General features: G+C 63.0%; 18 protein-coding genes. 8 read left to right on the top strand and 10 right to left on the bottom strand.

The genetic code is table 11. The annotated features are described in order from the left end of the window. Positions 1 to 9: 9 nt before the first annotated feature. On the bottom strand, positions 10 to 999 hold the full coding sequence (locus BGO80_RS12615) for an extracellular solute-binding protein (RefSeq protein ID WP_286721754.1): 990 nt from the start codon (positions 997 to 999) through the stop codon (positions 10 to 12). Between the two features lie 128 nt (positions 1000 to 1127). On the opposite strand from BGO80_RS12615, the gene BGO80_RS12620 reads away from it, so the two are divergent. Beyond that, positions 1128 to 2186, top strand: coding sequence for an ABC transporter ATP-binding protein (locus BGO80_RS12620; RefSeq protein ID WP_286721755.1), 1059 nt, complete (start codon positions 1128 to 1130; stop codon positions 2184 to 2186). Between the two features lie 3 nt (positions 2187 to 2189). Further along, positions 2190 to 3833, top strand: coding sequence for an ABC transporter permease (locus tag BGO80_RS12625; RefSeq protein WP_126149397.1), 1644 nt, complete (start codon positions 2190 to 2192; stop codon positions 3831 to 3833). A gap of 53 nt (positions 3834 to 3886) precedes the next feature. Here the strand turns inward: BGO80_RS12625 and BGO80_RS12630 are convergent, their stop codons facing one another. The 3 genes from BGO80_RS12630 to BGO80_RS12640 all read right to left on the bottom strand — a co-directional run bounded on the left by BGO80_RS12630 (position 3887) and on the right by BGO80_RS12640 (position 6893). Beyond that, positions 3887 to 4780: an SDR family oxidoreductase gene (locus BGO80_RS12630; protein ID WP_286721756.1), complete on the bottom strand. Its 894-nt coding sequence runs from the start codon at positions 4778 to 4780 to the stop codon at positions 3887 to 3889. Between the two features lie 91 nt (positions 4781 to 4871). Next, positions 4872 to 5708, bottom strand: a complete 837-nt coding sequence (locus BGO80_RS12635) for a division plane positioning ATPase MipZ (RefSeq protein WP_286721757.1) — start codon at positions 5706 to 5708, stop codon at positions 4872 to 4874. A 165-nt stretch (positions 5709 to 5873) separates the two neighbouring features. Next, entirely contained in the window at positions 5874 to 6893 is a 1020-nt protein-coding gene (locus BGO80_RS12640) for a LacI family DNA-binding transcriptional regulator (protein WP_286721758.1), read from the bottom strand. A 127-nt stretch (positions 6894 to 7020) separates the two neighbouring features. Between BGO80_RS12640 and BGO80_RS12645 the strand changes: the two genes are divergently transcribed. From BGO80_RS12645 to BGO80_RS12670, 6 genes are all read left to right on the top strand, one after another. Then, positions 7021 to 7971 (top strand): glycoside hydrolase family protein, encoded by a 951-nt coding sequence (locus tag BGO80_RS12645; protein WP_286721759.1) that lies wholly within the window; start codon positions 7021 to 7023, stop codon positions 7969 to 7971. 3 nt (positions 7972 to 7974) lie between these two features. Then, the gene (locus tag BGO80_RS12650; protein ID WP_286721760.1) at positions 7975 to 9132 is read left to right on the top strand and encodes a serine hydrolase domain-containing protein; all 1158 of its coding nucleotides are present in this window, start codon (positions 7975 to 7977) and stop codon (positions 9130 to 9132) included. Between the two features lie 107 nt (positions 9133 to 9239). Beyond that, complete coding sequence (locus BGO80_RS12655) at positions 9240 to 10544, top strand: ABC transporter substrate-binding protein (RefSeq protein WP_286721761.1); 1305 nt, start codon at positions 9240 to 9242, stop codon at positions 10542 to 10544. Positions 10545 to 10661: 117 nt separating this feature from the next. Continuing rightward, a complete protein-coding gene (locus BGO80_RS12660; protein ID WP_286721762.1) occupies positions 10662 to 11588 on the top strand; it encodes a carbohydrate ABC transporter permease in 927 nt (308 codons plus the stop codon). Beyond that, the gene (locus BGO80_RS12665; RefSeq protein WP_286721763.1) at positions 11585 to 12409 is read left to right on the top strand and encodes a carbohydrate ABC transporter permease; all 825 of its coding nucleotides are present in this window, start codon (positions 11585 to 11587) and stop codon (positions 12407 to 12409) included. Before BGO80_RS12660 ends, BGO80_RS12665 begins: the two co-directional genes overlap by 4 nt. A gap of 14 nt (positions 12410 to 12423) precedes the next feature. Next, positions 12424 to 13494, top strand: a complete 1071-nt coding sequence (locus BGO80_RS12670) for an ABC transporter ATP-binding protein (RefSeq protein ID WP_286721764.1) — start codon at positions 12424 to 12426, stop codon at positions 13492 to 13494. An 81-nt stretch (positions 13495 to 13575) separates the two neighbouring features. On the opposite strand, the gene BGO80_RS12675 is transcribed toward BGO80_RS12670, so the two are convergent. The 6 genes from BGO80_RS12675 to BGO80_RS12700 form a co-directional block, all read right to left on the bottom strand. After that, positions 13576 to 16038, bottom strand: a complete 2463-nt coding sequence (locus tag BGO80_RS12675) for a beta-glucosidase (RefSeq protein WP_286721765.1) — start codon at positions 16036 to 16038, stop codon at positions 13576 to 13578. A gap of 237 nt (positions 16039 to 16275) precedes the next feature. Next, positions 16276 to 16872: a helix-turn-helix domain-containing protein gene (locus BGO80_RS12680; RefSeq protein ID WP_286721766.1), complete on the bottom strand. Its 597-nt coding sequence runs from the start codon at positions 16870 to 16872 to the stop codon at positions 16276 to 16278. Positions 16873 to 17200: 328 nt separating this feature from the next. Beyond that, positions 17201 to 17629 (bottom strand): thioredoxin TrxC, encoded by a 429-nt coding sequence (gene trxC / locus BGO80_RS12685; protein ID WP_286721767.1) that lies wholly within the window; start codon positions 17627 to 17629, stop codon positions 17201 to 17203. After that, positions 17626 to 19368: a SulP family inorganic anion transporter gene (locus BGO80_RS12690; RefSeq protein WP_286721768.1), complete on the bottom strand. Its 1743-nt coding sequence runs from the start codon at positions 19366 to 19368 to the stop codon at positions 17626 to 17628. Before BGO80_RS12690 ends, trxC begins: the two co-directional genes overlap by 4 nt. 51 nt (positions 19369 to 19419) lie before the next feature. Further along, positions 19420 to 19746 (bottom strand): protein tyrosine phosphatase family protein, encoded by a 327-nt coding sequence (locus BGO80_RS12695; RefSeq protein ID WP_286721769.1) that lies wholly within the window; start codon positions 19744 to 19746, stop codon positions 19420 to 19422. A gap of 51 nt (positions 19747 to 19797) precedes the next feature. Next, on the bottom strand, positions 19798 to 20691 hold the full coding sequence (locus BGO80_RS12700; RefSeq protein WP_126149384.1) for an MBL fold metallo-hydrolase: 894 nt from the start codon (positions 20689 to 20691) through the stop codon (positions 19798 to 19800). Between the last annotated feature and the right edge of the window lie 17 nt (positions 20692 to 20708).

The raw sequence follows: 20708 nt of genomic DNA on the forward strand, positions 1-20708 counted from the left end.
ATTTTGTTCTTATTCGCCGATGGCGGTGCGCCACTCGGCCAGGACGGCCTCGGCTCCGCCAAGCTCGCTCAGCGGCTTGATCTTGAGCACATTGGCGTCGGCCAGGTTCGGCGTGCCCGGAGGCGGTGCGACGTCGAGGCGAACCGAGCGGCGGCCGATATCATTGGCCAGCAATTCCTGGGTCGACTTGGAGAGAGCCCAATCGATGAAGGCCTTGCCGCCATCGGGATTGGGTCCGCCCTTGACCAGGCCAATACCGTCCGGCGTGGCCACGGTGCCGTCGCTGAGCAGGATCACCCCGATCGGGGCGCCGCCCTGCACATATTCGAGCGCATTGTCTTCGAGGGTGAGGCCCATGGAGGTCTCGCCGTCGGCGACGAAGCGCGGCACGGCGCCGGAGCTGTCGGTGAACACGAAGTTCTTGGCGATCTCCGCATACTCTTCCCAGCCCTTGTCACCGAACAGGGTGAGCACGGCCTGCAGTTGCTGCATGGCCGAACCGGAACCATCGGCGCGGGCCGAAGCGATCTGGCCCTGCCACTTGGGATCGGCCAGGTCGGACCAGCTCTTGGGGGCGTCTTCGAGCGAGAGCAGGTCGGTGTTGACCGCCAGCACATAGACGACGGCGGTATAGGGGGTCCAGGCGTCATTGGCGACGAACTGGGGATCGATCTGGTCGAATTCGGGCGGGCTATAGGGCTCGAGAATGTCGGCCAGTTCGGTCAGCTGGCTACCGGAGATCGACCAGATCACGTCGGCGGCCGGGGCGTTGGCTTCGGCGCGGGCGCGGCGGGCGACATCGCCCGAACCAAGCTGCACGACTTCGGCCTTGAGTCCGGTTTCCTGTTCGAAGACCGGCAGCAGGCGATCGACGATCGAGGACTTGTGGGCGGTGTAGATGACCACGGACGCGTCCTGGGCCAGGATCGCCGGGCTCAGGGCCGTCGTGGCGGCAAGTGCGAGAGCCATGCCGATGAATGTTCGTTTTGCAACACGCATAATTTCCTCCTGTACTCCCATGATCAGTTTTTGATCGGTTGCGATCATGAAACGACATTTCACTTGTTGCAAGACGAAAATCGTGTTTACGTTTCAGAAAATCGACCTAAGGGCTAGGGAGGGCTCGTATGGCCTATCTGACTGTTAATGACGGTGTGAAGCAGTTCGCGACGTTCCGGGCGCTGAACGGGGTGTCCATTGCGGTGGAACGCGGCGAGTTCTTTACGCTTCTGGGGCCGTCGGGCTGCGGCAAGACCACGCTTTTACGCGCCATTGCCGGCTTCAACGACCTCAGCTCCGGCAGCATCATGCTGGACGGCAAGGATTTGCGCGCCATCCCGCCGCACAAGCGCGATATCGGCATGGTCTTCCAGGACTATGCCGTGTTTCCCCATCTCAGCGTCTTCGACAACGTCGCTTTCGGCCTCAAGCCACGCAAGGTGCCGGCCGAACAGATCAAGACCCGCGTCGCCGAGGCGCTGTCGGCCGTGCATCTGCAAGCCCTGGCCGAGCGTCTCCCCGCCGCCATGTCCGGCGGACAACAACAGCGTATCGGTTTGGCGCGCGCCATGGTCATCAATCCGCAATTGCTGTTGATGGACGAGCCGCTCTCCAATCTCGACGCCAAGCTGCGCATCGAATTGCGCGAGGAAATTCGCGACATCCAGAAGCGGGTCGATATTGCCACCATCTATGTGACGCATGATCAGGAAGAGGCGCTGGCCATTTCCGACCGCATCTGCGTGATGAGCGCCGGCCATATCGAGCAGATCGGCACCCCGCAGCAGATCTATGGCGATCCCCAGACCCTGTTCGTCGCCAATTTCGTGGGCACGCTCAATACGCTGGTTGCAGGGGAGGGTCTCTCCCGCCTGCTCGCCGATCTTGGCCTTGGCCGTACCGCCGCGCACTGGACGGTGCGCCCCGAGCGCCTGTCGCTGGTCGAAAGCGGCGCAACGGCTCCTGCCGGTGCCGTGGTGGTGCCGGGCACGGTCAGCAAGTTCACCTATCTGGGTCGCGAGGCCCATGTCCTCATCGATACTGCCGCCGGCCCGGTGGTGGTTCAGGTTGCCAATCCTGCCCTTGGCGCGGTGCGCAATCCTGGCGACACGGTCTCGGTTCTCTTCGAGCGCAACGCCTTGATGGCATTCGATGCCGACGGCAAGCGCCTCTCCCTGGAGGGCTAGTCGATGTTGCGCAAATTCGATTTCTGGACGCTGGTGATGCTGGGAACCTGGGGCATTCTGCTCCTGCTCCTCTTCATCCCCGTCGGCTCGGTTCTGCTCTCGAGCTTTTTCGACACGGCCGGCAATGCGACCGTCGAAAACTATCTGCGGTTCTTCGGCGAGCCGCGATTCCAGCGCGCCTTTTTCAATACGCTTGTCGTCGGCTTTGGCGGCCTGTTCGGCGCATTGCTGCTCGGCTCGATCATGGCCTTCTGCATTTCGCGCTTCCAGATCAAGGGCAGCCGCTTCGTCTCGCTCCTCGCCATCCTGGCCCTGGTGTCGCCGCCCTTTATCGGCGCCTATTCCTGGATCGTGCTGTTCGGCGCCGGCGGCGTCGTTCGTGCCTGGCTGCGCGATTTCGGCATCACCATGCCCCCGATCTATGGCGTTGGCGGCATCCTCATCGTCTTCGCGCTCAAATTCTATCCCTTCGTCTATCTGATGGTTTCGGGCGCACTGTCCAACGTCAACCGCTCGCTCGAGGAAGCGGCCGAAGGGCTTGGGCTGACGCCGCTGCAGCGTACCTTCAAGATCTCGTTCCCGATGGTGTTTCCCGCCCTGACGGCCGGGGGTCTCCTGGCACTGATCCAGTCCATCGCCGATTTCGGCACGCCCCGTCTGCTCGGACGCGGCTATAATGTGCTGGCGACCGAAGCCTATACCCTCTACTCGGCCGAAGTGGGCTCCAACATGTCGATGGCGACCACGATCAGCGTGGTGCTCATCGTCGTATCCATGGTCTTCGTGATGATGCAGCGCTTCATGTCGCGCCGGAACGTCTACCACGGCAACATGATCAACAAGCCCACCAAGATCCAGCTCAAGGGCTGGCGCAATGTGCTGGCGCATTTCGCCGTCTATTTCATCGGGTTATGCGGCGCCATGCCGGTGATCATCTCCGTCATCTACTCGCTGCGTCGCACCAATGGGCCGGTATTCCAGGATGGTTTCGCCCTGCAGAGCTATGAGCGCATCCTGTTCAACTTGGGCGATGTGGTGCGCAATTCGCTGACCTTCTCGGCCAGCGCCGTGGTGATGATCGTCATCGTCGGCACCATTGTCGGCGTGCTGGTCGCCCGGCGTACCACGCTCAACACCTCGCTGCTCGATGGCGCATTCATGATCCCCTATGTCATGCCGGGCATCGTCATCGGTATCGCCTATATCGCGGCCTTCAATACCGGCCCGCTGGTGCTGACCGGCACGGCCTCGATCATCGTGTTGTCGATCTTTATCCGCCGCCTGCCCTATACGGTGCGCACCACCTCATCGGCCTTGCGGCAGATATCCCCCAGTCTGGAGGAGGCTGCGGTTTCCCTTGGCTACAGCCCCTTCCAGGCCTTCCTGCGGATCACCGTGCCGCTCATCGTTCCGGGCATTATCGCCGGCGGCATGCTGAGCTTCGTCACGGCGATCAACGAGCTGTCCTCCTCGCTGGTGCTCTATGTCGGCTCGACCATCACCATGCCGGTCCGCATCTACCTGCTGATCCTCGACGGTGATTTCGGCACGGCCGCGGCCATGTCCACCATCCTTCTGGTGCTGAGCGGCATCGCCGTCTACATCGCCTTCCGGCTGATGGGACGCAACGAGCAGGCTTTGCTCTAGGCCAAACGAAAGAGGGCGGGAACCCAAGGGTCCCGCCCTTTCTGTTTTTGGGATCAGGCGACACCCTTGCCACCGGTCACCCCGAACACTTCCCCGGTAATATAGCTGCTCTCCTGGGAGGCGAGCAGCACGTAGATTGGCGCCAGTTCCACCGGCTGCCCCGGCCGCCCGAAGGCACTATTCCCTCCGAACGTCTCGACCTTTTCCGGAAATTGTCCGCCGCTGGGCTGCAGCACCGTCCAGAACGGGCCGGGCGCCACGGCGTTGACGCGAATGCCGCGCTCGATCATCTGCTCCGCCAGGGCCTTGGTATAGGCGACGATCCCCGCCTTGGTGGTGGCATAGTCGAGCAGATGCGCCGAGGGTTCATAGGCCTGGATCGAGGCGGTGGTGATGATCGACGCGCCGGGCGGCAAATGCGGCACGGCGGCCTGCGTCATCCAATGCAGCGCGTAGAGATTGGTTTTCATGGTGCGGTCGAAGTCCTCGCTCGAGACCTCTTCGACCGATTCCCGCGCCTGCTGCCGCGCAGCATTGATCACGAGAATGTCGAGCCCACCCAGCTGCTTGATGGCTTGCTCGACAATAGAGCGGCAAGTCTTTTCCTCGGATATATCACCGGACAAGGCATAGCCCCTGGTTCCGGCCTTTTCGATATAGCCGATCACCTCATTGGCGTCGTCGATCTCGTCAGGCAGGAAGTTGATGGCGACATCAGCGCCTTCGCGCGCAAAGGCAATGGCGGCAGCGCGGCCAATGCCGGAATCGCCGCCGGTGATCAACGCCTTGCGGCCGAGAAGGCGGCCGAAACCGGCATAGCTTTCTTCGCCGTGGTCCGGCGGCGGCGTCATCTTGCCGACAATGCCCGGCGGGGATTGCGGCTGGCGGGGAAAGGGCGGCGCCGGATATTGATGGCGCGGGTCCTGCATGGTGAAGCGGTCGGTCAATTGGTCCTCCGTGGTTGGGAGGCCAATGTCCGGCAGGGCGGTGAGTTCCCCTCGGCGCGGTCACGCTTTGCCCGCGGCGCGAAATGCCTGGCTATGCCGAGGCCCGCAGGTCCTGTGCTTGAGGCAGGCGCAGGGCCGTCACCAGCGAGCGATATTCGTGGCGGGCGTTGACATGCGACATGGTCGGTGCGCCGCCGAGCAGGTCGGCCTCCAGCGGGTCGAACACGGTCATGCCGGTGAGGAAAAGCGAGCGGAAGATCACGCGGTCGGCAATGCCGTCGGCAACCCGGCAGCCCAATCCTTCGGCGAGGCGCTCTACCGTCTCCTGCACGCGGCTGGCATTGTGCGAGCCGAGATTGGAAATGCGATTGCGCACCAGCACCCAGTCGATGGCGCCCCCGTTCTCGGCCTGACGCTCGGCGCGCGCCTTCTGCACATTGCGCGAATAGGGGCTGGCCTCGAGCGGCGCACCGGTCTTGGGATCGATGCGGGCCAGCACGTCGAGATCGATCATGCTGTCATTGATGGGGGTGACCAGTGTATCGGCCGCGCCATGGGCAAGCCTGGCGAGGTTGCCGTCAAAGCCGGGCGTGTCGATGACGACGAAATCCACCTGGCCGCGCAGGCCATCCATGGCGCGCGTGAAGATTCCCAACTCGACCTGCTGGTTTTCGCGGATGGAGTCGCCCCAGGCGGTCGGCAGGTGCACATGCTTGGGCATCAACACATCGCGACCGCTGGCCTCGGCCGAGGCGCGGCGATTGCGGACGTAGCGGGTCAGGGTCTGCTGACGGCTATCGACGTCAATGGTGGCGACCCTGTGCCCCAGATGCAGCAGATAGACCGCCAGATGCAGCGCGGTGGTGGATTTGCCCGAGCCACCTTTTTCGTTGCCGACCACAATGACATGCGTGCCGCCCTGGGCCATTTCGAACTCCAAATCAGCAGAGATCCCGTGCTGCCCATCAGCTGCCGTCATGGTTAACAATACGCTAACAAGACGGAGCGGCGGGGCGAAATGCACCGATTGACGAACCCCGCCTGCCCATAGCGCGCGGGGTTGATGGAGGCCGGACAGGTCTTGCCTCTGCCGCTAGTGCGCAGCGGGCAGGGAGCCGCGGATGAGCGTGGGCATGGGCACCAGCTGTGGCTTGGCCTTCTGACCGGCAAAGAGCAGGTTCACCGCGCGGCGCCCCATTTCCTGGTGGGGCAGGCCGATCGTGGTCAGGCCCGGCCGGAGATAGGAGGCGAGCTCGTCATTGTCGAACGAGACCAGCGCCACGTCGTCGGGAATGGCGAGCCCGGCTTCCGTCAGGGCCTGATAGGCACCAAAGGCGAGCCGGTCATTGAGGCAGAGCAGGCCGCGCGGTGTGCCTTTCTGCAACTGCGCCTTGGTGAGAGCGTAGCCCTGGTCCGGCTCCCAGTTCCAGCAACTGAGTTCGGCGTCGAACCGCAGGCCACGCGCCCCCATTTCGTCGCGAATGCCGGCAAAGCGCCGGGAAATGCTTTCCGAGCGAAACAGCCCTGCCTCTTCTTCCGCATTGTGGCCCAGAAGCACAACGCTCTCGCTCACCCCTGCCTCGACCAGAAGTCTAACCGCTGTGCGGCCGCCTTCATATTCGTCCGGCAGCACCGACAGGGGAAAACGCGCGCTGGTGCTGTTGAGCATCACCGTCGGCACGTTGATGGCGATATCGGGCACAAACACTTCGCGCGCTCGCATGGCGGCGAAGATCAGCCCGTCGACCTGCCGATCGAGCGCCGCTTCCACCGCCTGAATCTCGCGCGCCGGCTCGCCGCCAGTTTCGAGCACCAGCATGACATGCTTGGCGTCCTCGGCACCGGCCAGCGCGCCGCGAATAAGGCCGCTGGCGAAACGCGTTGTCGCCACATAGTCGGAAATGAAAGCGATGGAGCGCGATTTATCGGTGCGCAGCGCGCGGGCGGCAACATTGGGACGATAGCCGAGCGTGGTCGCGGCTTGGTGTACCTTGGCATGGGCGTCGGCCGATAGGCGCGTATCCGGCCTGCCCGTCAGGATCATCGATGCCGCTGTGGTCGAAAGCCCGGCAAGCCGGGCCACATCGGCCAATGTCACACGCTTTTTCGGCAAGCCCTATGCCCCTGTTGATGCCGGCGAAATCAGCGCCATGCATTTTCGACTGGATAGCCATGCAGCGGACGCTTGACAACTCTCCCGCCGCGTAGCATTTGCTAAATGGTTTTAGCAGGGGCCTTGCATGTCTTTCAACCTCCCGGATCACTGGGTTTGGGATTTCTGGTTCGCCGACGATGGCGCCCAGTTTCACCTATTCTACCTGCATGCCCCGCGCGCGCTCGGCAATCCCGACCTGCGCCATCGCAATGCCCGTATCGGCCATGCGACCTCGAGCGATCTTATATCCTGGACCGATCATGGCCGGGTCTTCGACGCCGGCCCCGAAGGCAGCTTCGATGGCAGCGCCACCTGGACCGGCTCGATCGTGCGGGACGATGTCGGCCTCTGGCGCATGTTCTATACCGGCTCGCGCTTCCTCTCGCCCGACAGCTTTGCCAATGTCGAAACCGTTGGCCTGGCGACTTCGCCTGATCTGTTCGCCTGGACCAAGCAGCCCGGCCCGGTCGTCGTCGCTGACCCCTCGCTCTACGAAACGCTGGGGACATCGAGCTGGCCGGAAGAGGCCTGGCGCGACCCATGGGTGTTCCGCGATGCGGCAGGGCTCTGGCACATGCTGGTGACCGCCCGCGGCAAGGATGGTCTCGAGCCCGATCGCGGCGTCATGGCTCATGTGACCTCATCCGATCTCGACAATTGGACAGTGCAGCCGGCGCTCAGCGCAGCCGGTTCCGGCTTTGCTCATCTCGAAGTGTTCCAACTGATCGCCATCGCCGGGCAGAACCACATCGTCTTTTGCTGCGACACGGCAAAACTCTGTGGCCCGCGCGCCGGGCAGACCGGCGGTGTCTGGACCCTGCCGGTGGGCGAGATGCCCGGTCAGGTCGATTTCTCCAAGGCGCGGCTTCTGGTCGACGAGCGGCTCTATGCCGGTCGTGTCGCCCTGGATCGTGCGGGCAAGCCGCATCTGCTGGCGTTCAACAATGTCACTGAGAACGGCGACTTCCGCGGCGGCATTTCCGATCCGCTGCCCCTGGTCGTCAGAGCTGACAATTATCTGGTCGTGGAGGCTTAGGGCATGAGCGTGGATATCAACGGTTCGGTCGAACCCGGTTTCGAACCCCTGGCCGACGCCTTCGCGCTTGGCTTTGCCGATCGTCCGCAAATGGGCGCAGGGCTGCATATCCGCGTGGACGGCAAGACCGTCGTCGACCTCTGGGGTGGGGTTGCCGATGCGCGCAGCGGGCGTGTCTGGACCAAGGACACGCCCACCACGGTCTTTTCCTGCACCAAGGGTCTGGTTTCGGTTCTGGCGGCGCGCCTGGTTCAGGATGGTCGGCTTGACTACGACGCCCCGGTCAGCCAGTACTGGCCCGAATTCGCCGTGGCTGGCAAGGACAAGGTCACCGTGGGCCAGGCCTTGGCGCATCAGGCGGGGCTGTCCGCGCCGCGCGCCGATCTCAGCGAAGACGATATCGTCGATTGGGATCGCATCACCGCCATTCTGGCTGCGCAGGAACCGCTCTGGCCGCTGGGCACGGGCTATCAATATCATGCCCTGACCCATGGCTGGCTCGCCGGCGAAATCATCCGCCGCGTCACCGGCATGTCCGTGGGCCAGTATTTCAGTGAACTGATCACTGCCCCTCTGGGCGCCGACGCCTGGATCGGCCTTCCCGATGCGCTGGCCGATCGGCCCGCCCATATCCGCGTCAGCCAGCCGCTGATCGATCTTTGGGCCGAGGAAAGCAAGAAGCCGCAGCCGAACTGGCCATACAAGGCCATGACGCTGGGGCACGCCTTGCCCGTCGACCTCGTCAGCGAGACCGGCGGCTTCAACAAGCACCGTATTCGTGCCGCCGAAATCCCGGGCGCCGGCGGCATTGCCTCGGCCGAGGCTCTCGCCACCATCTGGTCGGCTGTCGTAACGCCCACAGAAGGTGTCCGGCTGCTCGACGATGCGGTCATCGCCGAGGCGACGCGTCCGCAAAGCCAGGGCGAGCCGGTGTTCGGCGGGGAGCCTCCATTTTCTCGCTGGGGCTACGGCTTCCAGCTCGATTCCGAAGCGCGGCGCTATCTCGGCGACGGCTGCTTCGGGCATGACGGCGCAGGTGGACAGGTCGGCTTTGCCGATCCCCGGCGCCGGATCGGTTTCGGCTTCGTCACCAACTGGATGATGGGGCCGGAAGACCGGCGCGCAACGGCCGTCATCGAGGCGTTGCGCAAGCTGGTATAGTCGCCGCATACGGGCCGGAGGGACGTATTGACTCTCCTCCGGCTCCATGCGCTAAATCCATTTAGCAGATGGAAATATCCACTGCCTTTACCCTGGAGGAGGTCGTCTTGAGAAATCAGTCCCGCCACGCACTTCGTATCGCAGCCCTGACCCTGTCGGTGGCCGCAACGGCCGGCACCGCAATGGCCGCGCCCACCTGCGGCACCGACCCGGTCGTGCTCAATTCCTATTTCGAAACCGGCTTCCCGCTGCCCACGCGCCTGGCCGAAGAGTTCACCAAGCAGTTCCCCAATGTCACCTTCGACATCAAGGAAGACCAGTTCGCCAATATGATGGAGAACTCCCCGCGCATTCTGTCGGAAGACAATGCGCCGGACCTGATCCGCGTGCCCTCGATCACCGATCTCGTCGCCAACAACCTGCTGCGCAATCTCGACGACGATTTCACCGCGCTGGGCTGGGACCAGTTCCCCGCCGGCCAGCTGGTGCAGCTGCGCGTTGAAGAGGGCGGCCGGCCGCGTGGTACCGGCTCGCTCTACGGCATGGGCCTCAACTACTCGATGACCGGCGTGTTCTATAACAAGGAACTGGCCGCCAAGATCGGCATGACCGAGCCGCCGAAGTCGCTGGCCGAACTTGACGCCGCCATGGCCAAGGCCAAGGAAGCCGGTATTCTGCCCGTCATGCAGTGGAACAAGGGCACGGCAGGCCTCGCCTTCCCGCTGCAGAACCTGATGGGTGCCTACGGCGCGCCCGAGCCGATCAACGACTGGATCTTCCAGAAGGACGGCGCCACCATCAATACGGCCGACAATCTCAAGGCCGCCGAGCATCTGGAAGGCTGGATCAAGGCGGGCTATTTCCCCTCCGACGCCAATGCCATCGAATATTTCCAGATGATGAGCCGCTATATCGGCGGCGAAGGTCTGTTCATGTTCAACGGCGATTGGGAGTCGGGCAATCTCGACACCAATGCCAAGGACAAGTTCGGCTTCTTCATCATGCCGAGCTTGGAAGATGGCGGTCGCCACGCCTCCATGTCCTCGCCCCTGACCTATGGCATCGGGGCCAAGGCCGCCAATCCCGAATGCGCCGCCTTCTTCCTTGATTGGGTGGCTCGCAACGAACAGGCTCGCGCCATCAATGTGGAGGTCGGCGGTTCCAACCCCGGCGGCCCGGCCGATCTGCCGCTGCCCGCCGTTGAGCCGGGTTCGGTGACCGAGCAGTCGCTCGCTGCCGGCGCGACCCTGGCCAAGGACAATGGCGCCATGGACTTTATCGCCAACGCCACCGGCGCCATTTTTGCCGCTGGCTGGACCCCCGAACTGCAGAAGATGGTTGGCGGTCAGCAGAACGCCACCGGCCTGCTCGAAGCCGTGCAGCGCGAATACGAAACCCAGTTGTCCCGCTGAGGATTTCGAGCCGCTGCCGACCCGGATCAGGTCACTCTCCCAGGGAGTGGCCTGATCCAGTTCTTGCTATGACAGAGGCCCTAGGGGCACTCGAGCCACAGCGATGGTGAAAGACATATGACATCGACACCGGCCGCGCAGCGGCAAGACACAAAGCGGCGGGCGCCCTCCAAGGGCAATCGCAAGGCCGTCATGACGGCCTGGCTGTTCATCGCGCCCGCCGCCATCGCCTATGCTGCCTTCGTGCTCGTGCCTCTGGCCATGAGCTTCTACTATTCGTTCCTGCGCTGGGACGGCATCGGGGAAGCGCGCTTCCACGGGCTGACCAATTACATCACCGTCCTGACCGACCCCAAGCTGTTGCAGATCATCGGCAACGCCTTCCAGCTGGTGGGCTATTTCACCATCATACCGGTTGTATTGGGTCTTGCCGTCGCCTCGGTCATTCGTGGCCACATGGCAGGCGCCTTCGGCACTGCCACACGCACCATTCTGTTCCTGCCCCAGGTCATTCCGCTGGTTGCCGCCGGCATCGCCTGGAGCTGGATGTTTGCCTCGACCGGCGTCGTCAATCAGGGCCTGCGCGCGATTGGCCTGTCCGACTGGGCGCGCGGCTGGCTGGGCGATTTCGTCTGGGCACTGCCCGCTGTCGGCATGATCGGCGCCTGGGTGCTGCTCGGGCTTTGCACCATGCTGCTGGTCACCGGCATTACCAAGATCGACCCGAGCCTTTACGAGGCCGCCCGTCTCGACGGCGCGCGGCCATGGCATGAATTCCGTTACATCACCCTGCCGGGCCTGCGCCAGGAAATCGCCGTCTGCGTGACGCTGACCGTCATCTCGGCGCTGGCGAGCTTCGACATCGTCTATATCTCCACCCTGGGCGGGCCGGGCATCACCACCACCGTGCCGGGGCTCGAAATCTACAGACTTGCCTTCGCCCACCGCCAGGTCGGCCTCGCTTCGGCTTTGGCCATCGTGCTCATGGTGCTGGTGCTGATCTCGATTACGCCGATCCAGTGGTTTGCCCGGGAAAAGAAATGAAGACCACGCTTTCCAATACGCTGGTGGCGCGCGGGCTGATCGTCCTGTTGATGGTCATCACCCTGCTGCCCTTCCTCGCCATGCTCTCTGCCGCTTTGGCGCCGCAGGGGACTTATCCCAATGGCTTGCAATGGCCCGCCGATCCGCAATGGGGCAATTTCGTTCGCGCCTTCGAAGTCTCCAAGATGGACCAGCTGCTGCTCTCCAGCGTGCTGATCGTGCTGGGCGTGGTGCCGATCTCGGTGCTGATCGCCACCATGGCGGGCTATGGCCTGGCCAAGCTCACCACCAATAAATACAAGTGGCTCTACCTGCTCTTTGTCTTCGGGCTGACGTTGCCCTTCGAGGCTGTGATCACACCCCTCTATTACGAAGTGCGGGCGCTGGGCCTGCTCAATACGCGCTTCGCGATCATCCTGCCGCTGATCGGGCTCTATATGCCCTTCGGTGTCTACTGGATGCGCGCCCACTTCCTCAACGTGCCGCATGACCTGACCGAGGCCGCGCAGCTCGACGGCGCCACCCGCTGGAAGGAATTCTGGATGGTGCAGGTGCCACTGGCGCGTCCCGCCATCATGTCGCTGACCATTCTCCTCTTCCTGTGGACCTGGAACCAGTTCCTGCTGCCCGTCGTCTTGGTGCAGGACCCGATGCAACGCACTATGGCCGGTGCCCTCGGCGCCTTCCAGGGGCAGTGGGGCACTGACATTCCGCTGCTCTGCGCCGGCGCGCTGCTGATCCTCGCGCCTACCATCGCACTCTTCCTTCTCTTCCAACGCCAATTCGTCGCCGCCCTGATGCAGGGCGCGGTGAAGGGCTAACAGGAGTTTCCGAAATGGCAGGGCTGACCCTCCGTTCCGTTCACAAGAATTATGGCGAAGTGCCCGTGATCAAGGGCGTCGATCTCGACATTGCCCATGGCGAGTTCGTGGTTTTCGTCGGGCCCTCGGGCTGCGGCAAGTCCACCTTGCTGCGCATGATCGCGGGCCTTGAGGACATCACCGATGGCGAAATCACCATTGGCGACCGCGTGGTCAACGATGTGGAGCCGCGCGATCGCGGTGTCGCCATGGTATTCCAGTCCTATGCGCTCTATCCGCACATGACCGTCTACGACAATGTCGGTTTCGGACTGAAGTTGGCCGGCACGCCCAAGGATGTGCGCGACAGGAAGATCCGTGACGCCGCCAAGATCTTGCAGATGGAGCATCTGCTTGATCGTCGCCCGGCCCAGTTATCCGGTGGTCAGCGTCAGCGCGTTGCCATCGGACGGGCCATTGTGCGCCAGCCCGACGTGTTCCTCTTCGACGAGCCTCTGAGCAATCTCGATGCAGCGCTGCGCGGCGACATGCGCATGGAGCTGGCGCGCCTGCACAATGATCTCGACGCCACCATGATCTATGTGACCCATGATCAGGTCGAGGCCATGACCCTGGCCGACAAGATCGTGGTGCTCGATGGCGGTGTGGTGCAGCAGGTGGGCAGCCCGCTCGATCTCTACAACAAGCCGGCCAATCTCTTCGTCGCCGGCTTTATCGGCTCGCCCAAGATGAACCTGTTGCCGGCCAAAATCGTCAGTGCCGATGGCGGCGCCCTGCGGCTCGCGACGGCCGGTACCGAAGTGCAGGTCCCCGGTCGTAGCGATGCCAAGGCCGGTGACAGTGTCACCCTTGGCCTGCGCCCCCATGCGCTGCATCTTGATCCTTCGGGTCCCTTTAAGGGCACGGTGCAATTGGTCGAGCGGCTGGGCAATGAGACGGTCATTCGCGCGCGGTTGGGCGATGGCCAGGAAATCACCGCCGCCCTGCTTGGGCAAAGCGCGCTGGAGGTCGGCGGCACGGTAACCCTCGGCTTTGCGACCGACGAGGTGCATCTGTTTAGCGCCGACGGGCAACGCCTAAACTGACGGACTTATCCCGTCAGCTGAAAATGAAGTGGCCGTGGCATGGGAAAATCCCAGGCCACGGCCGTTGTGTTTCTCCGCGCTTTAGAGCGGCAGTGTCAGCGCGCTCTTGCGGGTGATCTGCTGCTGCAATGGCAGGTCGGTCGAGCACAGGCCGACATGGATGGTGAACGCCCCCGCCTCGACCAGCCAGACTTTGGCATGGGTGTCGAAGAACGCGAAGCTGCGGGCATCGAGCGCCAGCGAGACAGTTGTGGAGGCGCCGGCCTCCAGCTTGACCTTCGCGAAAGCCTTGAGCTCCTTGGCCGGACGTGGCGCTGAGGCCTCTGCATCGCTGACGTAAAGCTGCACCACGCTTGAGCCCTCGCGCGCACCGGTATTGGTCAGTGTGACCGCAACATTGACCACGCCGTCGCTCTCGAAGTCACTGTCATCGACCACGAGATCCGACAGGGCGAATTGGGTGTAGCCGAGGCCGAAGCCGAAGGGGTAGAGCGGGGTCAGACCCAGCTTGTCATAATGGCGATAGCCGACAAAAATCCCTTCTTCGTAGCGCACCTTGCCCTCGAGGCCCGGATAGACCTCGCGGTCCTGGCTATGGGCGGGATTGTCGGCCCAGCGCACCGGAAAGGTCTGTGGCAGGCGACCGCTGGGCTCTGCCGCGCCGGTCAGCACGTCCGCGATGGCATTGCCGGCCTCCTGGCCGGGATACCAGGCTTCGAGCACGGCGGCCACTGAGCCAATCCAGGGCATTTCCACCGGCCCACCAGTCTGCAGCACGACGATGGTGCGGGGATTGGCCTTGGCGACGGCCGCCACCAGCTCATCCTGCCGCCCGGGCAAGCCAATCGACTGCAGGTCGCTGCCCTCGGTGTCCCATTCGCCATTGCGGCCGACAAAGAGGATGGCGACTTCAGCACCGCTGGCGGCCTCTACTGCTTCGGCAATCGCCGCATCGCCCAGCGGATAGCCGATGCCACAGGCCAATGCGGCGAGGCCAAGGGTCGAAAAATCCTTGGTGGCGAATTCGATCACCACCTCATGGGCACGACCGGCCTCCAGGATCACCGACCCGACCACCTCATCGCAGCCTTCCTCGAAGAAGGTGCGGCCCTTGCTCCAGTTGGTCCAGGCATCGGCGATGAGCTTGCCGTCCACATAGGCCTTGGCAAAGCCGGCAGCATAAATGCCCAGATTGTGCGCGCCGCTGTGCTCGGGCGTGAAGTGGCCGGTCAATCGGACCGAGAAGTGCAGCGGGTCTACCTTGCCCTCGGCGACCCGGCCGATCCAGAAGGTCTGCGCGTCTTCCTGTGTGCCGACATAAACAGGCGTGCCGCTGAGCGTCTCATTGTCGAAATACTCGGCATCAAATTGACCGCGCAGCACTGGCTGGAACCGATCATTGGTGCAGCCAGGCGCGTAACGCAGGCGGGCTTCGCCGACCGCCGAGACGAGGCCCTGCCAGGGCGAAATGCGGTAATGGGCATTGAGCTGGGCGCTACCGCCGCCCATGATCTGCGCGCTCTTGGCATTGGGACCGATCACCGCGATCGTGCCGGTGCCGGAGAGAGGCAGTACGCCCTCGTTCTTGAGGAGTACGGCGGCCTCGGCACCGGCGCGGCGGATTAGCGCCCGCGTCTCCGGCCGGTCGTCGGCGCGTTCGGCATGGGGACGATGATCGTCCAGCGAGCCGACGCGGTCCATCAGGCGCAGCATGGCCAGCACACGCCGATCGAGAATTTCCTGGCTGACCGTGCCGACCTTGACGGCATCGACCAGCTTCTGCCCGCGGTCACGCGTTGGCCCCGGCATTTCAAGGTCGAGTCCGGCAATGACGGTTTCAGCGGTCGAGTGGCTGCCAAACCAGTCCGACATGACGATGCCGTCATAGCCCCATTCGTCGCGCAGCACAGTGCCGAGGAGCCAGTTGTGCTCAGAGGTAAAGGTGCCGTTGAGCCGGTTATAGGAGCTCATCACGCCCCAGGTGCCGGCTTTCTTGACGGCGGCCTCGAAGGGCAAGAGGTAGATTTCGCGCAGCGCCCGTTCGTCGACCTCGCTCGAGATGGTGGTGCGCTCGATCTCGCTCTCATTGCCGACAAAGTGCTTGATGGTGGCGCCGATGCCCTGGCCCTGGAGGCCCTTGATATAGCCCACGGCCAGTTCGGCGGTGAGGAAGGGGTCTTCCGAATAGCATTCGAAATTGCGCCCATTGGTCACCGAGCGGTGGATGTTGACAGTGGGCGCCAAAAGCATATGAGCGTTCTTGGATTTGACTTCCTCGGCCAGTGCGGCGCCGATCTCTTCGAGCAGCGCCACATTCCAGGTCGATCCCAGCGCGATGCCAACCGGGAAGCTAGCGGACTTCACCCCGCCAACCAGGGAGCCGCCGCCGCGCGCCCCATTGGGGCCGTCGGTCACCCGCAGCTTGCCGATACCCAATCGCTCGACGGCAGGCACGCTCCAGAAATCTTCGCCCGAGAGGATGGACACCTTCTCCTCCAGCGTCATGCTGGCCAGAAGCTGTTCGATGCGTTCAGATTTGCTCATGATTGTCCTCCCGATGCCTTAGCTGGCCGGTGTTTGATAGAGGGTTTTGAAGGTCTGGCGAAGCACGTTCTTCAGCCTTTTGCCCATGGTTTCGCGCACGCTTTCGGCTCCGTACCACGCGGCAAGTGCAGCGTCCGGCCAACACAAGGCTCTATGGCGGCGCGCTGACCGCGACAGAGCCTAGTATGGGCCATGACTGTCGATGGGGTTGAAAGCTCCGCCAGGCAGAGGCTGGCGCTATTCGTGCTCGAGATTGAACCAGAGCGCGCGTGTTTCAACATCGCCTGGGTTCCAGATCCTGTGCATCCGGCGCGCCTGATAGGCAATGAGGTCGCCGGGGCCCAGGTCGTGAACGGCGCCATCCACTTCGACGGATAGAACGCCGTCGAGCACGTAACCATATTCAAAACCGTCATGCGACGCTGGCGACTCGTTGCCGCCGCCGCGTGCGGCAAAATGGGTCAGCGACACCGAAACGCCGCTGGCACGGTCCTGCTTGAGCAATTGCGTGACCATATGCTCGGGCGTCTCGACATGGCGGCCTTTGCCGGCGCGTGTGACAATGGTTTCCTCGCCGTTCGGGTCGGCCACCAGCAGGTCCGGCACGGTCAGTTCGAGCGCGCTGGCGATCACCATCAGCGAGGCAATGGAGGGGGACGCACGGCCGCGTTCGACGAGGCTGAGCATGGAGGTGCTGAGGCCCGATGCCGCCGAAAGCGCCTGCAGGGTCAGCTTGCGCGTCCGCCGCGCCGCACGAATACGCATGCCGATGGCATTCAGCATATCGGCTGTCGCCTTCTCAAGGTCCGGCGATAGGGTGACTTCGATGGCCATTTCAGGTCCTCGTCACGACCCTGCACGCCCAAATGCGATGAGACAGAAATGGGACGGCGTTACGCAGTTCAGGGGAGGCCAGGCCATGAGGATCGGCTGCTTTGTGCAAATTGAGAATCGAATGTTGCATCGTTTGTGCGCAAATCAATTCGTTTTGTCGACATATCCTTTGCTTGTCGTGAACTGCGTCGTCAGCGGCGATTTTGTCCGCTATACGTACTTATCCTGATACGGCGCAAAAATATCTTGCTGTTTGACCCAATGATTTTGAGTGTAGTTCAAAAATGCGCCTGGTTGGTGCCGTGATCAGGCGCTCGGGTGCAGCGCCTTAACGCGCTGTCTGGCGGGCCCAGTTCACAATGTCGGTGCTCGACATGGCGCCGGAGACGCGGCCCGCTTCCTTGCCGTTCTTGAACAGGATCATGGTCGGGATGCCCCGAATACCAAGCTGACCTGCAAGCGCCTGATTGTCGTCGGAATTGAGCTTGACGAAGCGCATCTCCGGCTCTGCCGCACGCGCTGCCGCTTCGAATTGCGGTCCCATGACACGGCATGGTCCGCACCAGGGCGCCCAGACGTCGACCAGCACTGGAATGTCGGATTTGGCGATTTGCTTTTCGAGAATGGCGGCTGGCACGTCGGCCGGAGTGCCCGAGAACAGCGCCTTGCCGCAGCGCCCGCATTTGCCGCGCGCCATCGCTTTGTCAACGCCAATGCGGTTGGTGGCCCCACAGGCCGAGCAGACGATATTGGTCATGCCGCTTCCCCTTCTTCACCTGTTGTACGCAGGCGGTGCGCGGCAATCGCTTGCATGGCCTGATGCTGGCTGAGATGAACCCCGGCAAGATGGGCGATAAAGTCCGTGCGCTCCAGCTTATCCATCACCGGCCCCTTCACTTCCGAGAGGTGCAGTGCAATGCCGATGTCGTGCAGCCGATGCGCGATGGCCTCGAGGCTTTCGAGTGCCGACATGTCGATAGTGTTCACCGCCGAGCACATCAGCACAATGTCGGTGATGCCGGGGTGGTCCGCAACCTGTTGCAGCACCAGATCCTCCAGATAGCGGGCATTGGCGAAGTAGAGGCTTTCGTCGACGCGAATGGAAATGACGCCTGGGACAGTGTCCACCTTGTGGCGCTTGACGTTGCGATAGTGCTCGGTTCCCGGCACCTGCCCGACAATGGCGGCATGCGGCACCGAGGAACGATAAAGAAACACCAGGATTGAGGCGCCGACGCCCAGTGCGATACCGGTTTCCACGCCCAGCAGCAGTGTTCCGACCATGGTGATGGCAACAGCGGCAAAGTCCGCGCGCGAATAGGTCCAGGCGCGCTTGAGGATAGAGAAATCCACGAGCGTCAAAACTGCAATGACGATGGTTGCGGCGAGGGTCGCCTTGGGCAGGATGGCGAGGAACGGCGTCAACAGCAGGGTGGCCAAGGCAATGCCGATGGCGGTGAAGGCGCCGGCGGCCGGCGTCGCGGCGCCGGCGTCGAAATTGACCACCGAGCGCGCGAAGCCGCCGGTCACCGGATAGCCGCCACCAAGTGCTGCGGCGATATTGGAGGCGCCGAGGCCGATCAGTTCCTGATTGGGCGCTATGCGCTCCCGCCGCTTGGCGGCGAGCGTCTGCGCCACGGAGATGGATTCGACAAAGCCGACGATGGAAATGATGAGTGCGGGCAGCGCGAGCTGGTTGATCACGCCGAGATCAAGGCTGGGCATGCTCAGCATCGGCAGACCCTGCGGGACATCGCCCACCAGCGCTACGCCCTTTGCGCCCAGATCCATGCCAACCGACCAGGCCATGGTGAGAAAAACCACCAGGACTGGCCCGGCGCGCACCAGGACGGTCGCGACACTTTTGGAAATGCCCAGGCGAGCCAGCCAGTTCTTGAGATCGAGCCGGATCCATAGCAGCAGTGCCAGCGCCACGGCACCCACGGCCAGGGTCCAGAGATTGATCGCGCCCAGATTGGTCCAGATCGAGATGGCAAGCTCGGGGAGGGTGTGGCCCTCAGTCTTGATACCGAAGAGGCCTCCTATCTGGCTGGTGGCGATGATGATGCCCGATGCGGTGATGAAGCCGGAGATCACCGGATGGGATAGAAAATTGGCGACAAAGCCGAGCCTGAACAGGCCCATCAGGGTCAGCATGACCCCAGAGAGCAGGGCCAGCATGATGGCGGCGCTGGGATAATCCACGCTGCCTTCTGCGGCGATGCGGCCGACCGCGCTGGCGGTCATCAGCGATACCACCGCCACCGGACCCACTGCGAGTGCCGAGGAGGTGCCGAAAACCGCATAGGCCAGCAGCGGCAGGATCGAGGCGTATAGACCCACTTCCGGCGGCAGGCCGGCAAGCAGCGCATAGGCCAGCGATTGCGGGATCAGCATGATGGTGACGATCACCGCCGCGATGAGATCGCTGGTCAGTGTCTGCCTGTTATAGCTGCGGCCCCAGGTGAGGATGGGGAAATAAGACTGCAAGCGCACCGCTCGATACTCTGTCTGTGCACCACAATGGGCCTGTGGGCGGGCGTGGGGCTATTTGTTCAGCGTGGCATAGAGGCTGCCGGCCCGGGCACCGGAGCGGCAATAGCCCAGCATCGGCTTGGGCATGCTCGCCCAGGCATCATGGAAGCGGATGATCTGGCCTTCGCCCAGCATGCCCGAGACCGGGATGTGCACGATGGCGATCCCTTGTTCCTCAGCCGCCTTAGCGACATCGGCAAAACTGGGCTGGCCGGGTTCTTCGTCATCAGGGCGGGCACAGAGGATGGATTTGAAGCCAGCTTCGGCCGCGGCCTTGACCTGGTCGGGCGTGATCTGGCCGGTGGCCGAGAAGTCGTCGCTGATCTTGCGGATAGTCATCGATTTACTCTTGGGCTTGAAGAAGGAGAACATGGTTTGGGCGGTCGAGTGCTAGAGGCCGTTGACCGGCACCTTGAGGAAGGTCTTGCCATCCTTGTCCTTGGGCGGCAGCTGACCGGCGCGCATATTGACCTGCAGTGACGGGATGATCAGCTTGGGCATGGCCAGGGTCGCGTCGCGCGCTTCGCGCATGCTGACGAAGCTGTCCTCGCTGGTGCCTTTGCCGACATGGATATTGTGGTCGATTTCGTCGCCGACCGTGGTTTCCCACTGGATATCACGGCCGTTCGGACCGTAGTCGTGGCACATGAAGAGCCGCATCTGCCGCGGCAGTTGCAGGACCCGTTGGATGGAGCGGTAAAGCGTGCGCGCATCCCCACCGGGAAAGTCGGCGCGGGCCGAGCCGCCATCGGGCATGAACAGCGTATCCCCAACAAAGGCGGCGTCACCGATGACATGGGTCATGCAGGCCGGGGTATGGCCAGGCGTGTGCATGGTATGGGCGGTCAGTGAGCCAATCTGGTAGCTGTCGCCATCCTTGAGCAGGCGGTCGAATTGCGAGCCATCGCGCTGGAATTCGGTGCCTTCGTTGAAGATCTTGCCAAACGTGTCCTGGACGATGGTGATGTTCTCCCCGATCGCCAGCTTGCCGCCGGTCTTGGACTGGATATAGGGCGCGCCCGAAAGGTGATCGGCATGCACATGCGTCTCGATCAGCCATTCCACCTTGAGCCCGTTGTCACGAATGAAGGCGATGATCCGGTCGGCGCCGTCATAGGTGATACGCCCGGCGGCATAGTCGATATCCATCACCGAATCGATCACCGCGCAGGCCTCGGAGTTCGGGTCCTTGACCACATAGGAAATGGTGTTGGTTGGCGCGTCGAAGAAGGCGGTCACTTCCGGCTTCACCGAAAGGTCGGGGGTGAAAGCAAGACTGGCCATGAAAAGCTCCTTTGGTA

This window comes from Devosia sp. 63-57, from assembly GCF_001899045.1.
Lineage (GTDB): Bacteria > Pseudomonadota > Alphaproteobacteria > Rhizobiales > Devosiaceae > Devosia > Devosia equisanguinis.